Origin of the sequence: Proteiniphilum acetatigenes DSM 18083 (assembly GCF_000380985.1) — a bacterium.
Taxonomy (GTDB): Bacteria; Bacteroidota; Bacteroidia; order Bacteroidales; family Dysgonomonadaceae; genus Proteiniphilum; species Proteiniphilum acetatigenes.
The window spans coordinates 59,435-82,025 of the sequence record NZ_KB905706.1 but is presented as its reverse complement, the minus strand read 5'-3'; the positions used below and the strand labels follow the sequence as shown (position 1 = coordinate 82,025).

Here is a 22,591-nt window from a genome sequence, read left to right as displayed (position 1 = left end):
AATTAATTAAATGTCAGATTCACTCCAAAGTTAAATACCTTCTGTATAGGATAACCAAGACCATTCCCGGCCATTTCTACATCCCATAGTTTAAATTTGCTGAATAACAGCAGGTTGGTTCCACTGAAATAAACCCTGAGTTGGTTGAGGTGCAGTTGTTTCTGCCATTTACCGGGAATGGTATAGCCCACCTCCAGTTGTTTGAGCCTCAAAAAGGAACCGTCACGCATAAACCATGTGCTCTGTTGCGTGTTATTTGCATTGACTATCGGGCTTAGTCTTGGCCAGAATGCATATAAGTTCTGATTGTTTTCAGACCAATGACTGTCTGCAATCACTTTAAGGAGTTGTGTTTGATGAGCAAAAGGAGATATTCCTATAAATCTGTTATTACTATCGAATCCCGCGGTATTTATCCAAAAAGATTCGTTAGCCAGCCCCTGAAAGAATATAGAGGCGTCAAATCCTTTGTAACCGGCTGAAAATCCGAATCCATAGATTATTTCGGGAGAGGTGGGGTTACCTATCGGTACCATATCCGCCGGGGTGATCTGCCCGTCGCGGTTCACATCGGTATATTTAATATCCCCGCCGCCATACTCTCCGCCAAACATTTGGGGAGGTGAATTCCTGGCTTCGGCATCATCTATGAACAGGCGTTCAGCAATATAACCCCATTGTTGATTCAGGGAATAACCAACGCGCGACCGCCAATATTCCTTGTATTCGGGTTCTTCGTAAACTTTGTACTGGCTGGTCGACCAGGTAAAGTTTGCACGGGCGGATGTCCAGAAATCTTTGTTCCATACATGTTGATAATCCGACTGGATATCTATTCCGTGTGCGCTGGCTTCACCTATATTCGCTCTTACGGAAGCCTGTAATCCCATGGTTGAGGGTATCGCAGCACGGGTCATCAATATGTTACGGCGGTGTTCGGTAAAATATTCCGCAATAATATTTACTTTATTCCACAAGCCGAGTTCGACTGCATAATTTTGTTTTGTAGAGGTTTCCCACGTAATGGCATCATTGGCATACCGGTTTATCCGGATACCGGCTCCACCTTTATCTACGTTCTCGCCAAAATAGGCACCCCTGTTACCATCTTCCATATTTACCTGTGAAAGATAAAAGAAACGGTCTTCTTTTTCGCCGATCTGGTCATTGCCCACTAAACCGTAGGAGTAGCGGAGTTTCAGGTTATGAATGGTAGGCTGTAAATGCTTCCAAAAAGATTCATTGGAGATTAACCATGCCACACCGGCCGAGGGGAAGAATCCCCAGCGATTGTTCTCTGCAAAACGCTCGGAACCGTTATACCCGAAATTGAATTCTGCAAAATAACGACTGTCGAACGAATAGGTAGCACGACCGGCCAGTCCCACGTTGCGGGAAGGCAGTGAAAGCTGCAGGCTTCCCTGGTTTGCTGCCAGCCATTCGCGGGTCGTGAATACCAGTAATCCGCTTACACTATGCATATCGAACGTGTTGGCATAGTTGAGGCGGGACTCGGTATATGTAGTGGACTCAACGGTTTTGGGGCTTTCGTTGTATCCGAGATATTCTGTCCCGTTTTCATTGATCCGTTCCAGATGATACTCACCCGTAAAACTGTCGTAGTTGCCACGCAACTGGTACCAGAAAGGGGTATATGACCTGTTCACGCTATATTCCGCTAAACGTGAAATATTCATCAATGCCATGAAACTAAGTCCTTTGGTGATAAAGTCAAGGTCCTGGTTTAGCTCCAACATAGCCAGCATTTGAGATCGTGATTTGTCCTGGTAACCTCTCACCATTTCGGCATAAGGATTCGTGTAATTCCCCTGATAGTTACCGAACATGATATGTTTTACATACTTGAAATCTTCATCGATGGGATAGTAAGCCGGAAATAGTACGGGATTAGAACGCATGACCATCCTGTATACATCTTCTCCCGAATACATGGGGCCGGTGTAATCGTCGAAATTACCGGAAAGCCTTACACCTAATGTGGTCTTTTTGGTAATATCGATATCTACATTTGCCCTCAGGTTATAATTCTTGAAGTTGATGTTATTGTTGAAACTATTCCGTTTATCTACTTTTAATATCCCGTTATCTTTTGAAAATGCTGCTGCTACATAATACCGTGCAATACTTCCCCCTCCCGTTACACTCACATTACCCCGTATATTTTGGGTGTGGTCATTGAAAAGCATATCGTACCAATCATTTGCCGGATAAATATAAGGGCTTGAGCCGGGACGCATTGTATTCTCTATTTTGTCCTGGCTATAAGGGAGTTCTCCAAGTGGATTCCGCGTTAATACCGCCTCGTTGTGCAACTTCATGAATGTGACAGGGTCGGCAAGTTCAATATTACTTGTCGGCTGTGAGATAGAATTTTCCACACGTACGAATATTTTGGCCGGACCTTCCACTCCCCGTTTGGTAGTTACCAATATCACCCCATTCGCTCCCCGGGCTCCATATAAGGCAGTAGCTGTGGCATCCTTCATGATGGAAAAGCTGGCAATATCATCCGGTTGAAGGCGGGCAAGGTCTGTAGAGGTTAATTCTATGTTGTCGATTAATATCAATGGACTGGTATTTGCCCCGAAAGTGGTTATACCGCGAACGAAGAAATCAGCATTGTCAGCTCCCGGTTCTCCGCTACGCTGATAAGCTATTATTCCCGCCATATTCCCCGCCAGGGCGGTTGTCAGATTACTCGAAGGTACTTTTAAATCTTTTGTGTTCACAGTAGTGATGGCGCCGATCACACTCTCTTTCTTTTGCTTACCGAAGGCTACGATTGTGACCTCGTCAAGTTCGCTTGCCGCCGGTCTCATAGCTACCTCAATATAGCTTTGAGCCCCTACTTCGATGGTTTGGGATTCCATCCCGAGGAAAGAGAATACCAGTTTGTCCGAAGAGGCGGCCCTTATCTCGAAGGTACCGTCTATGTCGGTGGTTACCCCTCTGGTTGAGTTCTCTATCAGGATACTGACTCCCGGCAGGGGTTCACCTGTTTCCGCTTCTATCACCTTTCCCCTTATTTGTGCTTGCTGTGCAGGTAAATAAAGAGGAACGAACAGAAGAATACATAGTAAAAAATTCAATTTCTTTTTCATCTCATTTTCATTTGCTTTAGATTAATAATTAGAATTTGTTTAGATAGTTAAATGGTACTGTCAAAAAAGAGAACTTTTTTCTCTTTATGTGATAATAAATGATCCGATGCCTGTAGGAATTCCATACAGGCATATAAATTCGCCTCATATCGGAATTATTTCCTGATAAGAGGTTTTTGTTTTCGTTAAAATAAAAAAATACTTTTTTGTTAACTAAGGTTAACGGGGGGGGGGGGGGGGTAAAAATTGTAAAACTATCCATCTCTTTTAGAAATGAATTCATATCATAGAAAAATATATAATTTATTTGTGTCATATTGGCAAATTACAATGAGTTGAGGTGATATGATTTCCTCCTCGTTTTGTTTTTATGGCCGCTCCTAAACAATATAACAATAAATTTCCGGAGGTTTAATTTCTGTTTTTGACAAAATTTATACAAAAATACCTTTATGGTATACTTTAGGGCTATGGAAAATGATATTTAACCTGAATAAAATGATATTTTATATAAAATGGCTGTAATTCTTCAATCCTGTTGATGCCCGATATCCCTTGATATCCCTGGCAAGGGGAGATCCAAAAAGGTTTTGAACGCTCCCCTTGCCAGACAGATAATATGAATTATTTAGAATAAATATCAAATTCTCCGACAGACATTATATTTGTTCCATTTGAACCGCTGGCTGCATACATTTTTAAATATCTGACAGGTATAGGGTTTTCAATGACAAATGTTTGTTCGCCACCCCTATTTTCATAATAATACTCTCCTAACTTAGTCCAACCTGTCTCATCAATCAGATTTCCGTTTGGGGCGTCATTCCTCCCCCAAAGGGAAAATTTATCAGGTAGTCTTACGTCATAAGTTTGACCTGCATTTAAACCGAATATGGAAGGCCATATCGAAAATCTACTAAAAAGTACATCTCCACCTAAATCAAATACCATCCAGTGCGGATAATTAGCCGAGACCAGTGTGTGCCATCTATTATTATAATTATCATCCAGCACATTTTTTGCTGCATTATCACCCGAATCATGCTGGTTTGAATATCCTAAGATGATAATTTCAGATTTTATCATTGAGTAGTCACCATCGTATGTAAGGGTGGTTTCTTTGAAATCAGTATAGAACACTTCAAAAGCCATTTCATCAGGTATATATATTGTCCGATACATCGGCATATTGCCAGGCTTGAGGTCTGTTATAACAGAACTTTTTTCTGAGAGAGGTACCTGTAAAATAACATTTTCGTTCTCATTGTTAATATAGGATACTTCTGTGTATCTGGCATCTGATGATTCATCTACGTTTCCCCATATCAAGATCCTGTTTCCGGAACTATTTGTGCTAATGGAGGTAATCCGTCTATCGATCATGGTACTTTCGTATTTTTCCCCTAAAGTTCGTCCTGACACTTCATAAGGTAAAGATCTGTTCCCATATTGATCTATATTCACCAAATTAAATAGATAACTTTGCTCAGGCAGGTTTTCTATGATTTTATAGAATACGCCGTCTTTATTTCCTATTTCCACATCTACTGAATCGGCATGGTTATTCCAATAAATACGCGTTGTTTTTACCCTATTCGTTTGTATGAATATTTCAAATTGTAAACGTTCTTTCCCTGCTCCAATGGCGACAGAATCGGGAAGAACTGCATAGGTGATCTCACCGTCTTTTAAGAACCTATCACTTAGTTCGTTCATGTCTGAACAAGATACCAATAGTAATAGAAATATCCCTATCGCAGCATAAATTGCCTTTATTAAATTCTTCATATGTATTGTAATTTGTAAGCTATGAATACTCTTTATTATTGTAAGACGGATGGCCGGTTATCCCCATAAATCTCCACCTCGCCGATTTGAAAATTCGCACCATCGGCCCAGGTTCGTTTTGCTAATATTCTTATATAGCGGACCGGCGGGTTATTGGGATCATTTGTAAAATCCTCTCCGTTTCGAGCCTGTTCTTCATCTTCAATGGACAGTTGTCCAAGAGGTAATCCCGAGGGTTTAATAGATTCACAATCCATTAACTTGGTCCATTGTTCCCAGCCTGATTCTGCAGGGTTATAGGCTATACACCCCCATACTTCAAAGTTTCTCAAATTCCCTTCGTGAAAAATGTAATTCGTATTCGATGTTCTTTGAAACAGCCGTAAACGACTGATCTTTCCTATTACTCCCAAATCAAAAGAGACAGATTGAGGCCATATACCCGTTCCGGCTGGAGAACTGTAGCACGGGTCTCCTCCATTGTTTCCGTCCCATATTCTATGAATATCGTAATTCGAATTATACGGGGGGATATCTCCTGCTGTAGTTACTTTAGCAAATTTCAATTTATCGAATTCCGTTTCATAGATAGGAGTGATTGTATCGTATCTGAAAGTACTTTTATTTCCCCAGTGATCTTGAAGATAAGTACGGAAATAGGTGGGGATGGTATCCATACCTCTGATTGTACCCTTTCCATTGATTGTGGAGCTATAGAATGTTTCTTTAGGGACATACTCTTTGTTATCATCCAATACTTCGATATTAACGGAAATCTCTGCCCTGTTGGGATTTTCCCAGATGGCCAATAATCCCCCGAAATCAGGTACTATGGACAATGTTTTCGAGATCGAAATAATATTAGGAGTGAGCGGCTTTATCATTTCTGTATGAGCCGGCGATTCATTCCGGCTTTTATCTACTGCGATTAATCTTACTTGATATTGGATAGTATCTCCAAAACCCTGTACGACCAATGAATCCACAAAAGCAGAGGCTTTACTTTCTACTTCTGTTTCTTCATTGATAGAATAAACTGCTTTAATGTATAATAAATCCTCATCAGCAGGAAGTGTATAACGAAAAACTGCTCCTCCTGCAATGCTTTTTACGCTTACATTTGTTACTATTCCTGGTGGAACATTGTCTATAGGTTGTTGACCTACAGGTTCTTCATTCCCGCATGAATAAAGAAATATTGTCCCTAAAAATCCAGATAGAATATTTTTTTTCAGTTTCATATCTTTATAATTATAGTATGTGCTTGATTAATTTACCAACCGTAGTTTTGGACGAGATTCTTATTCACAAACAAATTGGACTCTTTTATCGGCCAAAAATAATCTTTTACAGTAAATCTTACTGATTCGTTTCTTAAAGGAAGGATGACATAAAAATCTTCCGGAGTATCTCCCATGATATTCCATCCTAAAGGATCCGAATTATAAATATCGATCTCTTTCCATCTGCGTATATCCCAGAAACGTTTTCCTTCAAAGGCCAGTTCTATGGCTCTTTCTCTGTGTATGATATTCCTCCGGCCATCTTTTGTGTTGACTTTTTCAGGGTTGGTAGAATATTTTGTCCATGAATCAACGATTCCCTCCAATCCTGCACGGGCACGAATCATATCCATATATTTGAATATCTCTTCGGCGGGACCATCTGCTTCATTGAGAGCTTCAGCGTACATGAGATACAGGTCTGCCAACCGATATATTGGAAATGGAAAATATTCCCACGTGGTTCTATCATACTGTTGCGTATTTTTGAAATGACTCATTTTTTTTGCACCATATCCTGTAATAGAGTTCGCTTCCCCAGCCTGAAAACCGGATATCTGAGTATCCATGAATTCACAATGCTTAGCATCTTTGAAAGTGTTATATCCCGCTCCCAGATAAATACCTTTATCAAAAGCAATACTTGCATAAAAACGGGGTTCCCTGTTATAATGCAGATAAACAGTCTTTTCACCTTCTTTTATATAGTATATTTCATCTCCGGAAGAAGGCACCGGACGAATGGAATGCCTATTCTGATACCAACCTTTCGCTTGCCAGTCTTTATCTTCCTCTATAGGGACACCGTTAGATGAATAGTATTTGTTAACCAATCCCAGAGTAGGCGACCACTCACTTGTAACAGCAGATAAAGTAGTAGGACTCATTCGGACAATTCTTGTTGAAGCATCTCTTGCCAGAATTCCACAATCATTATTGGTTCCACCCCATATTAGTTCTGAATTCCATCTATCACAAATTGCTTGTCTGTAATTTATTTGCAATTTCAATACCTCTGGTTCATTGATTAACAATGGCTCAACTTGGTTATACAGTCTCTTTCCCTGGGCATGGCTGGCTTCTATAGCTTCGAGACAGGCATCAGCAGCTATTTTCCATTTATTTGGATCGTAGTTCTGAGGAAATAATTGGCGGTCCTTATTATCCTTCATTCCGGAAAAATCAGTGTTACCGTTAAATAATGGACTTGCGGCAAAGAGCAAAACCTCCGCTTTTAAAGTCATGGCAACTAATTTATCAACTCTTCCAGCCTCAGTCCCTTCTACTATTTCTTTTGCTTCAGGAAGATCAACGATAGCCTCCTCTATCAGCCCTGTGATATAGTTTACAACATCATCAATGGGCTCTCTGTAGACTTGTACATCCTGTACATTTGCTGAGATGGGAAGATTTACATCCACAATGGGGATAGGTCCGTATCTCTTCATTAAAGAGTAATGATAATAGGCTTTTAAGAATTTAACTTCTGCGATCCATCTTCTTCGATTATGCTCCATCAAATCTCTCACATTACCGATATTTTCAAGAAAGATATTGCAGTCACGAATACCTACCCATAATGAGCGATTACCATCCCATGTATTCATTACTGGTTCATTGGTGTTCTGTAGTCCCCGTGTTATCCTTGTTCCACCCCATGTGACAAATCTTGTTCCCGATTCTAACTGAACGTATCTTTGTGTTGTCTCATCAGAACCGGTCATCGCAGGATCATTTTGGATGTCTCCAATGGCTGGTCTGTAGCTGTAACACCCGTATAAATATTTTTCCGCAGCAATACTGTTTTTGAATGCATAATCTATTGTTGCGACATTGTCAGGAATAACATCCAGATAATCGCAGGATAATACGGTAAATGCTACTAAAATATAAATTAGTGTATCTTTTATTCTTTTTGTTTTCATTTTTATTTCATTTAAAAAATCTTTAAAAACCTAACTGGATACCTACATTCGCTACTCTCTGAACCGGATAGCCTAACCCATTTCCTCCCATTTCCGGATCCCATAGCTTAAATTTGCTGAAAGTCAGAAGATTAGTGCCACTTATATATATGCGTAGATTTGACATATGGGTTTTGGACGCAAGATGATCGGGTAATGTATATCCCAATTCGACAGATTTCAGACGGAGAAAAGTTCCATCACGCATTAACCATGTTGAGGTCTTGTTATTGTTCTCTATAGAAGAGGGCGAAAGACGTGGCCACATAGCATATATATCCCTGTTTGTTTCCGACCAGTGACTATCTGCAATTGCTTTTAGTAATCCCTGTTGGCCGCCAATGAAAGGAGTTACATCAACCACACCATTATTAAAATCATTGTAGGTTGCCAGCCAAAATGAAGTTCGTGCATTTCCCTGGAAAAAGAAGGAGAAGTCGAATTTTTTATGTCCGGATGACAATCCGAATCCATATGTTATTTCAGGAGTCGTGGGATAGCCTATTGGCGCCATATCCAATTCTGTAATCTTGCCATCACCGTTCAAATCCTTATATTTAATATCCCCGGCTTTATAATTTCCGAACTGTGTCGGAGAATTACGCACTTCTTCTTCATCTACAAACAAACGTTCCGCAATGTAACCCCAGGTTTGAGTCAATGGATAACCTATACGAGATCTCCAGGGTGCATTGGGGTAATCGGGTTCTTCGTATACTTTAAATTCGCTGGTGGCATATGTGAAATTCGCTATACCGCTTATCCATGTATCTTTATTGAAAGAATGATTCAGGTTGACAGAAATATCAACCCCATGGGCTGCGGCCTCTCCTACGTTTGACCTGGATGGAGCTTGGAGCCCCATAGTAGAAGGAATAAAAGCCCTGTCCATCAGTATATTATTTCGATCTTCCTTGAAGTATTCTGCTTGAATATCTATTTTTTCAAACAAGCCAATTTCCGCAGTGACATTGAACTTCTTTGAAGTTTCCCAGGTAATTAGATCATTCGCATATCGACTCACTGCTATGCCGCTTTTACTCAAACCGCCACTATTTCCAAATGTTCCAAATGAAGAACGATGGCTGTCACTATTCATATTCACATTAGAGAGGTAAAAGAATCTGTCATTGGCATCACCTATAGCATCATTACCCGATAACCCGTATGTAGATTTTAACTTTAGGCTACTGACTATTTTTCGTAATCCATCCCCATAGAAACTTTCGTTTGAGACATTCCATCCGATACCCGCAGAAGGGAAAAATCCAAAACGTTCTGCCTTTGAAAATCGTTCCGAACCGTTATATCCGAAATTACCTTCAAACAAATACCGGGAATCATAACTGTAAGTGAATCTGCCTGCAAAATTCATGTTTCGGTAGGGAAGCGATTTTTGCAGATCTCCTGCATTGCCAATCAGTTCATTACGTACGGTATATACTAAAAGCGCCCCCACATCGTGTATTTTATCAAACTCACGGTTCCAGGTCAGGGCACTCTCGAAGTAAGTTACTGCATGTACATTCTTTGGACCTTCGTTATATGAGAGATAATCTGTTCCTTGTTCTTCATTGAGAGGAGAAAGGGTATATGTGTTTTTTTCCTTATTATAACTTCCTACGGTATAGTAGAACGGAGTGTATTGCCTTACTACGTCGAAATAGGCATATCTGTTTGTATTAAACATGGCCCTGAATGAAAGTCCTTCTGTGATGAAAGTAAGATCTTGTTTTAGCTCAAATTGGGCACTCATCTGGCTTTCCGAGTATTCTTTGTATCCTTTCACCATTTCGGCATAAGGGTTATAATATTGCATATTGTCATAATTCCCGAACAATACATGTTCCGTGTATTCATTTGCCGCGTCAGGAGCATAATAAGGAGGAAACAACACGGGATTTGTATGCATTACCATTTGAAAAATACGTTGTCCGCCTTCGGGAGGACCTTTATAGTCGTCGAAGGCCCCTGATAGGCGCACGATAGCCTCTGTTGTCGGAGTGATATTGATGTTTACGTTCGACCGTAGCATGTATCGATTTAACTTGACGTTATTGTTGAAATTATTTTTCTTGTCAACATTTAAAACCCCATTATCATTAATAATACTACCTGCAAGATAATAACGGGCAATTTTACCTCCCCCCGACACGTTCAGATTCAGACGGTGATTATTGGAATAATCCTTAAATAACATGTCGTACCAATCGGTTGCCGGATATACATAAGGATTAGTGCCGTCTATGGTATTTTGTATTTTATGCTCCGAATACATCAATTTGCCAAGGGGGTCTCTTGTCCTGATAGCTTCGTTATGTAATTTCATATAAGTAACAGGATCTGCCATTTCAACCATTTTAGTGGGCTGTGAAAATGCTTCTTCAAATCTGACATTTATTTTAGCTTTTCCTTCCCGGCCTTCTTTAGTAGAAACGAGTATTACACCGTTAGCTCCTCTTGAACCGTAAAGAGCTGTTGCTGTCGCATCTTTCAATATCGAGAAACTGGCTATATCGTCTGGTTGCATTCTTGCCAATTCTGTACTGGACGATTCATTATTATCTATAAGGATCAAGGGATCCTTCTTATATCCAAAAGTTGTTACGCCGCGAATAAAAAATTCGGCATTGTCCAGACCCGGTTCACCGCTTCTCTGATATGCTATTAAACCCGACATACGTCCGGCCAAAGCTGTTGTTAAATTACTCGAAGGTACTTTTAAATCATCAGGTCTTACTGTTGTAATAGACCCAATTACACTCTCTTTCTTTTGCTTTCCGAAAGCTACAATGGTGACCTCATCAAGTTCACTTGCAGCCTGGCTCATGACCACCTCAATGTATGTTTGTGATCCTACTGCGATGGTTTGAGATTCCAGTCCGAGGAAAGAGATTACCAGCTTATCTGAAGAAGTAGCCCTTATCTCAAAAGTTCCATCAATGTCGGTAGTAACTCCCCGCGTTGAATTTTCAATCTGAACCGTGGCACCAGGCAAAGGTTCACCTGTTTCCGATTCTATCACTTTCCCGTTTACCAGCTTCTCTTGCGCAGATAAACAGAAAGGGAAAAGGAGCAAAATACACAGTAAAAAATTTAGCTTTTTTTTCATCTTATACTTTCATTTGTATTAATAATTAAATTTTACTTAAAATATTGAAGAAGGTATTGATATTGCAGAAAAAGTATACTTTTACGTAACTATCTTTATATTAATATTTTGACATGTAATAATGGGAGATGGGATCCTACTCTTGGTATTGCTATATTTGGAAAAATATAGTAATTTAAACACATGGCAAAGATAGATCGGTTGAATTGCTTATAGATGCAAAAAATGATTTTAAAACAGCGTGATGTGCTGCTTTTTTGTTAAATTATATAAGGTGGAAATTGATTGTTACCAGCCCAAATAATCCTCTAAAAATCGTTCATTTCCTGTAGTTAGAGGGTGATTGGCCTGTTCTTTTTTCGAAGAAGGATAGAAAGTAGTCATAAGTGCCAAAGCCTAGTTCATCGGCAATCTCTTTGAGTGGTTTAGAAGTCTCTGTCAGCAGTTTTTTTGCTCTCCTCAGCTTTAATTCATGAAAAAACTGTAATGGAGCATAGCCTGTATATTCTTTAAATACCCTTCTGAATGCCGAATAACTAATACCTAAATTCACCGCGATCTCTCTCATATTGATATTTTCATTGATGTGTTCAATCATGATGATCTTGGCTAGTTCAATCTTTTGGATTGATTCTTTTGACCGGAAGTTCTTATTTTGAGTCAATGATAAAACAGTTCCCAATATATTAAGGGCTATGCCGGCCAGATATTGCTGGCTGGCTCTTTTATCCTCTTTCGCTGCTTTTATAGCAGTGGCATATAAATTTACCAAATCTCCATTTATCCCTACGTTGAGGATCTGATTCTCAGGGGAAATAAAATCATGGGCAACAATGTTGTCGATGATTTTCCCGGTAAACCCAATATAATATTCGTCCCAGCCATATTCTTCCGAAGGACTGTAAGTGTGCCACTGCCCCGGAAACAGAAGAATGACCTGGCCTTTGGCGATATCTGTTTTTCTGGTTGTGTCGGAGGAAAAAGAACCTTTGCCTTTACTGATATATACGATGTGGTGTGATGATAAAATACGACCTTTATCAGGTCTGAAAAAATGGCTTTTAGGATGTTTGGTGGGAGGATAGGGCGTATGGGGAGGGATTGTTTGAAACCCAACTGAATCGACCGTTAGTCCAAACTTTTTATCTTTTTCATTGATTAATAGATATTTAAAATCTATACCTGAATCATTATACCACATAATTTTTCAATTGAAAATTACAAAGTTATAACTTATTTAAATAGATTATTCATCAGTTATTCGAATTATTTTAGGGCAGATAGTAAGAAAAAAAGAACAAAAAACAGAGTTCTTCTTACTCAAAAAGGTGTAAATTGCGCCTTTTTACATTATATGACTGACACCATAAACATAATATAAATAAAACAACATGGATAAAAATAAGTATTCTTTTTCCAGACGTTCATTTATAAAATCCGGATTAGCCCTGACCGCACTTCCTTTTGTAAATTCATCCTCTTTATTTGCCTATGAAAACTCAACAGAGGTGAAAGATAGTTTATATGATCTGTTTCAAAATCCTCCTGCAACGGCCAAACCCTTTGTGCGATGGTGGTGGAATGGTAATAAACTTACGGCAAAAGAAATATTGAGAGAGTTGGATATAATGAAAGAAGCCGGTATAGGAGGTGTGGAAATAAACCCAATAGCCTTTCCCGGAGGTGATGATTTAGGTCTTCCTTCGTTGCGCTGGCTCAGTCCGGAGTGGATAGAAATGGTAAAAGTGGCATTAAAAGGAGCTGAAGAACGTGGTATTGTATGTGATATTATCGTAGGCTCAGGTTGGCCTTTTGGAGGGGAATTCTTACAAACGGAAGAGCGAAGTCAGTTGATGACTATTGTCAGTTACCATGTGGAAGGTGGTGGAGTGAAAGAGTTACTTACCGGGGATATATTTAAAGAAGCTGCTCCTGTTATTCATTCGCCGTACGATAGACCCTCTTACGAAGTTTATTCGGCTTATCTGGCTCCCACAAAATTAGACCGTTTTATTGCTCCTGTAGAAATTTCTGTTGATAAAAATGCAGATTTACAAAGAATTGAGATACCGGAGGGCGAATACATCTTATATATTCTGGTAAAAATATCCGGCTTTCAGGCTGTCATAAACGGTTCACCGGGAGCGGCCGGACCGGTGTTGAATCATTTTGACCGGGAAGCAGTTGAGACTTTCCTGAACCGCATGTCCGACAATCTGTTCCCGGCTCTGAAAGGATTAAAAGGATTCAGGGCCCTGTTTTGCGACAGTATGGAGTTGGAAGGAGCAAACTGGTGCAAAGACTTTAAAGAACAATATATCAAGCGTAGGGGTTACGATGTTACGCCTTATCTCCCATTTATTTTATATAAAGTGGGGCATATGGGGCACGCAGTAGAAGGGGGTGAAGTAACTGAATTGACCGGAGAAGCAAAAGAAGAGGTTGCCAGGGTTAAACATGATTTCTATGTGACTTGTATGGAAATTGTCCGGGATCATTTTGTGAAGCCCTATACAGCCTGGTGCAATAAGCATGGCTTCCAATCGAGGATGCAACCTTATGGGCGCGAATTCCATCCGTTAGAAGGATCGTTTTATGTCGACATTCCTGAGTGTGAAACATGGCTTTTCCAATCAGGTACAGACGAAGAGAGGCCGTTTACCGGTCGGACTGCTTATACCAATGTAAACAAATTTGTAGCGTCGGCAACACGTTTGTCAGGGAAGAAGATTATCAGTTGTGAAGAGGTCACGAATACGGATGATGTTTTTAATGTACCCTTGCAGACCGTTAAATTGGGAGGTGATCAGAGTAATTTATCAGGAGTAACTCACTCTATTCTGCATGGTTTCAACTATAGTCCGATAGAGGCTTCCTTCCCCGGATGGGTGCGTTATGGCACGTTTTTCAACGAACGCAATACATGGTGGCCTTACTTCAAACTATGGTCGGCCTATAAAGCACGACTATCTATTTTATTGCAGGAAACAGTGCCTTACGCCGACATTGCCGTTATGCACCCCTTGGCTGATATGTGGACTATCCATGGCCCACAACGCGATCCGTTTCCGTCTCTTCACTATCCCGGCTACCAATACAGGGTATGGGAGGCAATTCATCAAAATGGATGTAGTTGCGATTATACCTGTGAGAGTGTGATACAGCAAAGTGTGATGAAAGAGGGATATCTTCAGTACAACAGCAGAAAATATCATACCCTTATCCTGTTGGAAGTGGAGTCGGTGCAACCTGATACGGCAAAGGCGTTGGAACGTTTTGTAGAAGGGGGAGGTAAATTAATTTTCGTGGCTAAAGAACCTTATAAATCGACCGGATTGAGAGATTATCAACAGAGAGATAAGGAAGTCAGCGATATCATATCTTCCATGAAGCATAACCATCCTTCGCGTATTTACCATATTCCTGCTCCTGAAGATGATATGCATGTATGGTTCAGGACGATGCAGCAACAGTGCGGTATTGTTCCCTATGTGAAGATTGAAGATCCCAATCCATTTATAAGTCAGATCCGTCATACGGCCGATGGAAAAGAGATTTTCTTTTTTGCCAACTCTCACGTATCAAAAAGTTTCCCTCTCACGCTGACATTTCCATACAAAGATAAGATTGTATGGTTATGGAATCCTGAAACCGGTGAACGATTTATTTGTCCGGGGGTATCAAAGAATAATGCGACAAGTGTATCATTTGAGATAGAGCCTGCAGGCTCTAAACTGCTGGTATTAGAGAAATATGATAAAGGTAAGAAATTGCCGGAGTCTCCCAAAGAGAGGACAGACTACAAAGAATTGAAAAACTGGCACGTACGGATGGAGCATATTAACGGAAATGTAGAAGAACGGAGTATTGTTGAGATGGTGGATTGGTCGAAACAGGAAGATACCCGTTCTTTTGCCGGTAATATATTTTACGAAAAAAAACTGGAAGGCAGCATCTCACCGTACAATTATATCGATTTAGGTCTTGTTGTCGGTATTTCGGAAGTAATCTTAGGAGGTGAAAAAATTGGTATTAAATGGTACGGAAAACATTTGTATCACATACCTTCACACCTGTCCGGAAAAAAGGACCTTATCCTTCAGGTAAAGATCACTACTACGGTGGGTAATTACCTGAAATCGTCCGAGGACAATGAAATTGGGCAGAGATGGACCAGTCGTCAGCAGTGGCATCGAATGGGTATGCTGGGGCCCGTGAAATTGATATAGACAGGTAATACCATGTTAATAAACCATGGAAAAGAGCGACTATTCCTTTTATTTGGACAGCGGTGCAAAATATTATAACTTTGTGCCCATCAGGTTGGACGTTTTTTTCTCTTGAGATAGAAGTATATTCCCAGGTAAGTTACATCTATTGAGAGTAATAGAGGATAGCTCAGCTTATTTGAATTACTGGAAATAGACCTATAGATGAAAGACAGGAACAAAGAAATTCGTCTCAAATCTTTCAGAAATTATTACGAGACAAACGTATCGCAACTGATATTGTTTGCCCGGCGTTTTGTTTCTGTAGAAATGGCCGAAGATATCATACAGGATGTTTTCCTCGATATATGGGATTATGTCGGGATAAATGAAAAATTACCCTCCCGTTCTTATTTATTTACAGCTGTAAGAAACAAATGTTTGAATAGCCTCATAAGAGAACGGGTGAAAAAGAACTATATACAATCAACCGAGCTGGATAACCGTATTTTAGGCCTTGATTATTACGATTCTTTTGAAAAACAGATCATAGACAGAGAAGATATGCAGTATGTCTATGACGAGATTGAGAAGTTACCTGAAAAATGCAGGGTCATTTTTAAAATGGCCTATTTCGAAGAAAAGAAAAATGCAGAGATTGCAGAAATTCTGGATATCTCTATCCGTACCGTCGAACACCAGTTGTATCTGGGATTGAAAACATTACGTAACCGGTTGACGACCGACGGTGGAAAAAGTTTATTTTTTTTATTTTTCTTTTAAGTAAATATTTACGGCATCTTGTCTTATTAATAAAGAGAATCGTAATAGTAAAGTGATGCCATCTATAACTGAAGAAATAATCATTCGATCAATTCAAAAAAATGCCACTTCCGAAGAGCTGGACATTCTCAACAAATGGCTGAAGGAAGAAGAAAATGTAGCTTATTATTGCCAACTCGAAGAGATCTGGCATTCAGGGAAAAGTTTGCCCAAAGAAGTCATTGATAAAGGTTGGCAGTTGCTTAGCGAAGAGATTGATGTGCATTCAAAAAAAGTACAACCGTTTATTATTCCGGTTAAAAAGCGGAAGAGCAGATGGCTTCGTTATGTTGCTGCTGTATTTACAGGTGTACTGATTGCCTCGGTCGTTTGGATGAGTTTGTCCGATATCTCAAAGGAATCACAGCAACATATTCTTGTTCAAAATGTGGTTTACAACAAGACAGGTGTACAATCCGTCGTTTTACCCGATTATTCGGAAGTCTGGATGAATGAGGATACCCGGATAACCTATCCCGAAAAGTTTATAGGAGAAACCCGGAGGGTCGCTTTAGACGGAAAAGCATACTTCGATATCAGTAAAGATCCTGAAAAACCTTTTATTGTACAAATCGGGGATGTGGAAATAGAAGTTACCGGAACGGAATTTTTTGTAGAATCCGGTATGGAAGAGGAATCGCTGGTAACCCTGATTTCCGGTGCTGTCAGTCTGAATTATAAAAACCGGAAAGGCGAAAGCCAATCCACCTCTCTTACCCCTGGTGAACAAATCCGCATAAACCGTTTGAACGGCAGTGTGGAAATTGAAAATGTCGATACCGGTTATTATATCGCATGGAAAGACGGGACTTACAGGTTCACGGATGAACCTTTGGAGAGAATAGCCGCCTTACTGGCTAAACGTTTTGACCTGGATATCCATATTGCTCCGTCCTTAAGAAATAAACGATTTACCGGCAGGGTGATGCCGGGGGAAAATGTGGAAGATATTTTAGAGTCGATCGGAAAAAGTTATCCGGTCAACTATCGTATTTCAGGAAAAGATATTTATGTGATTGAATGATAGCGTCTTATGTTTAATTAAAAAAGTAATGCCTATGGAAAAAGTGAAATGAACCTTGTTTGAAGTATCTTAAAAAAAGCCGGAAGATAGGGGCTATCCTCCGACTCACTCAGTTTTCAATTTATTAATCACCGCCAATAACCACATATCTTGCAGGATCCGGTTAAAGGCTACAAATTAAAAACAAACAAATGTATGAAAAATTGTAAACCTGGAATCCCTATTCCTAAATTTTTTTTGTTTATTATGAGAATGACATTCTTTTTGTTTGTCATTGGTGTTTTCCAGACCTATGCAACTGATTCTTATGCACAGGTAACACAACTGACAATCCATGAAAATGAAATTGAATTAGGCGAACTTTTCACTAAAATTGAAAAGCAGACCGATTTTTATTTTTTCTATAATAATGATCAGATTGATAAGCATCTGAAAGTCTCTGTAAATGTAAAAGATAAAACTATCTCCGAAGTTTTGGATCTTGTGCTGAATAATACCGGCATAACCTATCAGGTACATAATAAAGCGATCATACTGAGTTCCCGTAATATATCAGCAACCCGGACTCAACAACAAGCCAAACGACAGATAACCGGTACAGTGAAGGATGAAAACGGGGAGCCGATTATTGGAGCCAATGTAGTTGAAAAAGGAACGACGAATGGTACGGTAACCGATATAAATGGAGAGTTTTCCCTCTCTGTATCAGATAATGCAGCTATTCATGTCTCATATATCGGATATTTACCCCAGGAAATAAACGTCGGGGATAGAAATGATTTTCAAATAACACTCAAGGAAGATCTCCAGACTTTAAACGAGCTTGTGGTCGTAGGTTATGGGACACAGAAGAAAGGACTGGTAACCGGATCCATCTCATTGACAAAAGGGGAAGAGATAGTCAAGAGTCCCTCTCAGAACTTAGGCCAGTCATTGCAGGGGCGAATGTCGGGGGTAATAATGAATGTCAGATCAGGAGAGCCTGGCTCAGACGGGGCATCCATAAGCATTCGTGGTAAAAGTACAACCGGCAATACCGATCCGTTGATACTGGTAGATGGTATCGCCAACCGTAGTGGGAACTGGGACCGCATAAACCCGGACGATATCGAAAGTATTACTGTTCTGAAAGATGCTTCGGCAGCTATTTACGGGTCGCGTTCGGCGAACGGTGTAATTCTGATAACTACCAAACGAGGCAAAGAAGGTAAACCCACGATAGATTATTCTTATAATATAGGATTTCAACAACCAACCCGCCTCCCTGAATTGGCAGATGCCGCAACATTTGCAGAGGTATTCAATGAAATTGAAGAATATGAAGGACGTGTTCCCCGCTATACGGCCGAAGAAATAGAAAAATTCCGCAATGGTTCCGATCCGATTAACTATCCGAATACCGACTGGTTGAAAGAGACCCTCCGGGAGACTTCTTTGCAGCAAAAACATAATATATCGTTAAGAGGCGGAAACGAAAGGATTAAATATTTTATCGGTGCCGGATTTGCCGACCAGGATGCCATCTATAAAAACAGTAATACCTACTATCGCCAATACAATATACGATCGAATATCGATGCACAGATCACCAGGTACCTCAGCGCGTCGGTCGATCTTGCCGGAAGAATTGAGGATCAGCATTATTCAGGATCCGATGCAGGAACCATCTTTTATAGTTTGCTTCGTTCCTTCCCCACGTCATTGGCCCGCTATCCCAATGGATTACCTACCGCCGGGATGGATGTCGGTAATCCGGTGACACTGGTCACCGACGAAACCGGATACCGAAACTATAATAAGTCGGTTTTTAACAGTACATTTACTGCCAGGCTCGATCTATCGTGGTTGACCGAAGGATTGTCGGTCGACGGATACATGGCTTTCGATAAAGAAGGCATGGAAAGAAAAGAATGGAGAACTCCCTTTTATTATTACGTCTGGGATCAGGAAACCGATACCTATGAAAAAAAGAAAAACGGTACCCGTGATTATGCGTCTCTCAGGCAGGATTATATCCCCCGCACTTCGCTTACTTTCAATGCGAAGGTAATGTACAATCGCAGGTTTAACGATGTGCACGGGCTCGACCTTTTGTTAGGCTATGAGCAAAATGAATTGAAGGGAAATGACTTCTGGGGGTCCCGTTCCAATTACTTATCGACCGCCATTGACCAGCTTTTTGCAGGAAGTACCAACAAAGAGCATTATGATAACGGAGGCAGCGCGTACGAGCAGGCCCGTATGAGTTATTTCGGACGGCTGGGGTACGACTATGCCGGTAAATACATGGCTCAGTTCAATTTCAGGTACGATGGTTCCTATATTTTTGCAGCGGGTAAAAAATGGGGATTCTTTCCCGGTATATCACTCGGATGGAGATTGTCGGAAGAGAACTTTATCAAGGGGAATCTGCAATGGATAAATAATCTGAAGATAAGAGCCTCTTACGGGCAACAAGGGAACGATAATGTGGGGGCTTTCCAGTATTTGCTGAAATATGCAACCGGACGGAATTATGTTTTTGGCAATACCGATGTGCAAGGTGTTTATCAGGAAGGCTTTCCTAACAAAAATATCACATGGGAAGTTGCCGATACTTATAACATAGGACTGGACGGTGATTTCTGGAACGGTTTATTAGGTGTCGAATTTGATATTTTCAAAACCAAAAGATCCAATATCCTGCGGCAGCGGAATGCCTCTATTCCACAATATACGGGGCTGAAAGACCTGCCCGACGAAAACATCGGGAAAGTAGAAAATAAAGGCGTGGAATTACAGCTAAATCACAGAAGCCGGATCGGGGCAGTGAATTTCAATGCTTCGGGAAACTTCTTATATGCCCGTAACAAGGTCATCTATATGGACGAAACGCCCTGGGGTGAAGGGTATGATTATTTGAAAGAAGAAGGGATGCCTTTAGGTGCAGGCCTTTATTACGAAGTAATAGGTGTCTTTAAAGACCAGGCGCATCTGGAGTCATATCCTCATATGGAAGGAGCACGCCCCGGAGATCTTATATTTAAAGATGTAGACGACAATGGAGAGATCAACTCGATGGACCGGGTAAGGCAGCCACTGACTAATTTTCCGGAAATAGTGTTCGGCCTGACATTAGGCGCCGATTGGAAAAACTTCGACCTCTCCGTTTTATTGCAGGGACAGGGCCGGGCCAAACAAGCGGTATATTCGCGTGTCGATCAAACCGGGAACTTCTATATGAGCCAGGTGCAAGACCGATGGACGCCCGATAATATAAACGGCACGCAGCCAAGGGCAGGGGGCAGCATTAATTCAATGGAGAGTTACGGCTCTACTTATTACCTTAAAGATGCCTCTTTCCTTCGCCTGAAGAATATGGAGTTGGGATACACTATTCCTGAGAATAACTGGTTGAACCGATTGAGCATTTCCCATTGCCGGGTATATGTAAGCGGATATAACTTATTGACTTTTGATAAGATAAAGGAGATAGATCCCGAAACACAAGACGGCAAAGGCACATATTACCCGCAACTCAGAATATTCAATGTGGGTGTTAATATAACTTTTTAAAATGTACTTGTATGAAAAATATTATATATATCAGTATATCAATACTCTCTTTCCTGTTTATCTCCTGTGATGATTTTCTTGACAGGAAACCCCTCGATAAAATGACGGAAGAAGATGTTTTCAATGATGATGCGTTGTTGACAGCTTATGTAAATGCCTGTTATAATGCCTATCCCAGTGGTTTCGAAGAAGCCATGATGTCTTCTACCACCGATGAAACTTATACCCGGCACGGGAAAGAAAGCTCTATTATCGTCTCCAGGGGAGAAATGACCCCGGATAACATTACGATTTTCGATAGCGGCCGGTTTTCGAATTTTAATTACTGGGAAAAGGCCTACGAATACCTGCGCAACGTCAATACTTATTTCGAGAAGATAGACGATGCCAATGTTTCGGAAGACCTCAAGGACAGGTTGACCGGCGAGATGAAATTCATTCGTGCATTCATCTATTCCAATCTGATCTGGCGTTTTGGCGGAGTTCCGATTATTACACGTTCGTATGATCTGAATGAGAGTGATTATTCCGTCCCCAGAAATACGTACGACCAATGTGTGGATTTTATATTGGCCGATCTGGAGGATGCTATAGAGAGGTTGCCCGACAAGATGGAAGGGGTTAATTCCGGCCGCGCTTCCGCCGATGCATGCAAAGCGCTTCGGGCAAGGGTGCTGCTTTATGCAGCCAGTCCCCTGAACAATTCCGGTAACGACCAGACTAAATGGGGAAAAGCCCGTGATGCGTCGTTAGAGGTAATTAACCTGCCGGGATATGAACTTTCTGACGATTACAGGGCCATCTTTTTGGAAAACAACAATAAAGAAGTTATATTCAAAAGAGAATATACCAAAGCAAACGGTCATAGAATGAACCTCTTCAACTCTCCTAATGGTTACGACGGGTGGGGAGGTAACTGTCCTCTGCAAAACCTGGTCGATGATTATGAAATGAAAGCAACCGGAAAGCAACCGGAGGAAGAAGGATCAGGGTATGATCCGGCAAACCCGTATGAAGGCCGGGATCCCCGTTTCTATGCATCAGTTTTGTATAATGGAGCGATGTACCGCGGACGCGAAGTGGAAGTATTTATCCCCAAAGGAAAAGACAGTTCGGAAGGTGATGTGGGCAGTTGGAATACTTCGCTGACAGGATATTACCTGTATAAATTCATGGATGAAAGTCAACCGTTAAGCGAAACCAATACGCAGCCGTGGGTATTTTTCAGGTTGGCCGAATTTTATTTGAATTATGCCGAAGCGCAATATCATCTTGGTAATGAGGCTGAATGCCGGGACGCCATAAACATCGTGAGAAGCCGCAATGGAGTGGAAATGCCTCCTGTTACCGAATCGGGGAATAACCTGCTTGAAAGGCTTTATAATGAACGCAGAATAGAGTTGTCTTTTGAAAATCATCGTTATTTCGATCTGCGCCGCTGGCTTATTGCCGAAACTTATGAAAATATCGATGCTATGGGAGTACAGGTAATTAAAAATAGCGACGGGACGTTTAAGTATAATCCCATTACAGTGCTGGAGAGAAAATTTTTACCCCAACATTATCTGCTTCCGATCCCCCGGGCCGAAATTCTTAAAAGTAAAAATACGCTGAAGCAAAATCCTGATTATAACTGAACAATCATTTGAGGGTGTATCACAATGTGATTTCACCCTCTTTTCAGTTGTACCCCGGTCAGAAAACAATTATAAA

The 22,591-nt window shown here is 40.7% G+C and carries 11 protein-coding genes; 5 read left to right on the top strand and 6 right to left on the bottom strand.

Annotation, left to right across the window (positions count from 1 at the left end):
- Window positions 1-2: 2 nt before the first annotated feature.
- The 6 genes from F597_RS0116995 to F597_RS0116960 form a co-directional block, all read right to left on the bottom strand.
- Window positions 3-3,122: a SusC/RagA family TonB-linked outer membrane protein gene (locus tag F597_RS0116995; protein WP_019540955.1), complete on the bottom strand. Its 3,120-nt coding sequence runs from the start codon at window positions 3,120-3,122 to the stop codon at window positions 3-5.
- Between the two features lie 624 nt (window positions 3,123-3,746).
- On the bottom strand, window positions 3,747-4,910 hold the full coding sequence (locus tag F597_RS0116985) for a DUF4998 domain-containing protein (RefSeq protein ID WP_019540954.1): 1,164 nt from the start codon (window positions 4,908-4,910) through the stop codon (window positions 3,747-3,749).
- A gap of 35 nt (window positions 4,911-4,945) precedes the next feature.
- Complete coding sequence (locus F597_RS0116980; RefSeq protein ID WP_019540953.1) at window positions 4,946-6,151, bottom strand: DUF5000 domain-containing lipoprotein; 1,206 nt, start codon at window positions 6,149-6,151, stop codon at window positions 4,946-4,948.
- Between the two features lie 32 nt (window positions 6,152-6,183).
- Complete coding sequence (locus tag F597_RS0116975) at window positions 6,184-8,118, bottom strand: RagB/SusD family nutrient uptake outer membrane protein (protein WP_019540952.1); 1,935 nt, start codon at window positions 8,116-8,118, stop codon at window positions 6,184-6,186.
- A 22-nt stretch (window positions 8,119-8,140) separates the two neighbouring features.
- A complete protein-coding gene (locus F597_RS0116970) occupies window positions 8,141-11,269 on the bottom strand; it encodes a SusC/RagA family TonB-linked outer membrane protein (RefSeq protein WP_044060427.1) in 3,129 nt (1,042 codons plus the stop codon).
- A gap of 319 nt (window positions 11,270-11,588) precedes the next feature.
- Entirely contained in the window at window positions 11,589-12,470 is an 882-nt protein-coding gene (locus F597_RS0116960; protein WP_019540950.1) for an AraC family transcriptional regulator, read from the bottom strand.
- Window positions 12,471-12,660: 190 nt separating this feature from the next.
- Between F597_RS0116960 and F597_RS0116955 the strand changes: the two genes are divergently transcribed.
- The 5 genes from F597_RS0116955 to F597_RS0116935 all read left to right on the top strand — a co-directional run bounded on the left by F597_RS0116955 (window position 12,661) and on the right by F597_RS0116935 (window position 22,515).
- The gene (locus tag F597_RS0116955) at window positions 12,661-15,498 is read left to right on the top strand and encodes a glycosyl hydrolase (protein ID WP_019540949.1); all 2,838 of its coding nucleotides are present in this window, start codon (window positions 12,661-12,663) and stop codon (window positions 15,496-15,498) included.
- 204 nt (window positions 15,499-15,702) lie between these two features.
- Window positions 15,703-16,260 carry an RNA polymerase sigma-70 factor gene (locus tag F597_RS0116950; RefSeq protein ID WP_019540948.1) on the top strand — a complete coding sequence of 186 codons (558 nt, stop codon included), beginning with the start codon at window positions 15,703-15,705 and terminating at the stop codon, window positions 16,258-16,260.
- Window positions 16,261-16,315: 55 nt separating this feature from the next.
- Complete coding sequence (locus F597_RS0116945; RefSeq protein ID WP_019540947.1) at window positions 16,316-17,323, top strand: FecR family protein; 1,008 nt, start codon at window positions 16,316-16,318, stop codon at window positions 17,321-17,323.
- 195 nt (window positions 17,324-17,518) lie between these two features.
- Complete coding sequence (locus tag F597_RS0116940; RefSeq protein ID WP_081624410.1) at window positions 17,519-20,878, top strand: TonB-dependent receptor; 3,360 nt, start codon at window positions 17,519-17,521, stop codon at window positions 20,876-20,878.
- An 11-nt stretch (window positions 20,879-20,889) separates the two neighbouring features.
- Window positions 20,890-22,515 carry a RagB/SusD family nutrient uptake outer membrane protein gene (locus F597_RS0116935; RefSeq protein ID WP_019540945.1) on the top strand — a complete coding sequence of 542 codons (1,626 nt, stop codon included), beginning with the start codon at window positions 20,890-20,892 and terminating at the stop codon, window positions 22,513-22,515.
- Window positions 22,516-22,591 lie beyond the last annotated feature (76 nt).